The following is a 1,367-nucleotide window of genomic DNA, read 5'->3' on the forward strand; positions in this document are numbered from 1 at the left end:
AAGGGGTCGTCTCAGAAAACGGAATCTATGGTCACTCCCGTTTTTGCAACACCGATTTTGACGATAAATTGGCTTGCTTGAATCTATCCGGCGTCTGAATGGGATTTTATTCCCGCGCCTCGATGAGTTCCGCGCCTGATGAACCTCCAGAAAATATACGGCTTCAATGAGCCTTTCCGTTTTACAGGTTCCTCAACAGGCCGGTGGGCCGTTAGTATCATCAATATCAGTATTCGCAAAACCAGATCAGTGATTCTTTAAACCGGTGTATTTCTGCCGTTATGCTACATAAGTTTGCTGTCGTGCCGTTAGGGCCCAGGCTATTCTGGCCAGCTTGTTTGCCAGAGCACAAGTGACGACAAAGTTGCTTTTCCTACACAGTAGATCCCTGACCCAATCGGCCAATTTGCCAGACTGGTGTTCCAGTTTTTGTATGAATACCCTGGCACATTGAACCAACAAAGTTCGGATCTTTTTGTTACCTCGCTTACTAATTCCCAGCAATGTCGTCCGACCTCCCGTGCTGTACTGTCGAGGCACTAGCCCTGTTGCCGCCGCAAAGTCACGACTGCTGGCGTACTGCTTCCCGTCGCCAATCTCAGTTGAAATAGTACTCGCTGTCAGTGTTCCGACGCAGGGAATGCTCAGCAAGCGCTGTCCAATCTCATCTTCGTCCAACTTTCGTTTCAACTGGGATTCCAAATCTTTAATCTGCTCAACAAGATAGTGATAATGCTGTTGTAATTTCAGCAATAACTGGCTGAGGTATAGAGGCAAACTATTGTCCTCAAGAAGGGTACTCAGTCGGCTAATAACGGCAGCTCCTCGTGGAACGCTGATGCCAAATTCCAGCAGAAAAGCATGCATCTGATTGGTTGTTTTTACCTTATCCTGAACCAGGGATTCACGGACACGATGCAGCGCACGCATTGCCTGCTGAGATTCAGTTCTGGGCTGTACAAAACGCATAGACGGACGCGATGCAGCTTCACAAATAGCTTCGGCGTCGACAAAGTCGTTTTTGTTACTTTTAACGAATGGACGGACAAATTGTGGTGATATCAGCTTAGGAAAATGCCCCAACTCTTCCAACTTGCGTGCCATAAAGTGAGAGCCACCACAGGCTTCCATTGCGATGGTTGTAGCGGGGCATGTCGCCAAAAATTCGATTAACTTTGGCCGTGTAAATTTTTTACGGTAAACAGCCTTGCCGCGACGATCTTGGCAATGAATATGGAAAGAGTTTTTACCCAGATCGATACCAATGAGCGCAATGTTTTCCATGATAGTTCTCCGAATGAAAGCCTATCCTCAGCATAGTACCGGGAAGGAGGGAGTGACCATCTCATTAAATAAAGCACGCTAAG

Annotated in this window: 1 protein-coding gene; it reads right to left on the reverse strand. The window is 47.2% G+C overall.

What is annotated here, in order from left to right; all coding sequences use genetic code 11:
• Window positions 1-279: 279 nt before the first annotated feature.
• Window positions 280-1,284, reverse strand: a complete 1,005-nt coding sequence (locus PSF11_RS21140) for an IS110-like element IS4321 family transposase (protein ID WP_000427620.1) — start codon at window positions 1,282-1,284, stop codon at window positions 280-282.
• Window positions 1,285-1,367 lie beyond the last annotated feature (83 nt).

This window comes from Providencia sp. PROV119 (genome assembly GCF_028482435.1).
GTDB lineage: Bacteria > Pseudomonadota > Gammaproteobacteria > Enterobacterales > Enterobacteriaceae > Providencia > Providencia stuartii.

What these genes read in the sequence shown, in the direction of transcription:
- PSF11_RS21140 (WP_000427620.1), bottom strand. Translation starts at nt 1,284, where the DNA reads ATGGAAAACATTGCGCTCATTGGTATCGATCTGGGTAAAAACTCTTTC.